This window comes from Pseudomonas sp. SIMBA_067 (genome assembly GCF_046534675.1).
Taxonomy (GTDB): domain Bacteria; phylum Pseudomonadota; class Gammaproteobacteria; order Pseudomonadales; family Pseudomonadaceae; genus Aquipseudomonas; species Aquipseudomonas putida.
Genome location: NZ_JAWRYH010001107.1, coordinates 1 through 245 on the forward strand (window position 1 = coordinate 1; position 245 = coordinate 245).

Annotated in this window: 1 pseudogene; it reads right to left on the reverse strand. The window is 60.4% G+C overall.

The features are described from left to right. Positions 1-245 (reverse strand): annotated as a pseudogene (gene glmM / locus SB765_RS32710) (phosphoglucosamine mutase); the annotation flags it as partial.

The following is a 245-nucleotide window of genomic DNA, read 5'->3' on the forward strand; positions in this document are numbered from 1 at the left end:
CGTGGCGCCATGGGCGCAATCGACCACCAGCTTGAGGCCGTCGAAGCTGGTGCTCGAAGGCACACTGCTCTTACAGAACTCGATGTAGCGGCCAGCCGCATCGTTGATGCGCGAGACCTTGCCCAGCTTGCCCGACTCGACCACCGTCATCGGCTGATCGAGCAACTCTTCGATCATCAACTCGACTTCGTCAGGCAGCTTGGTGCCCTGGCCAGAGAAGAACTTGATGCCGTTGTCGTCGTGCG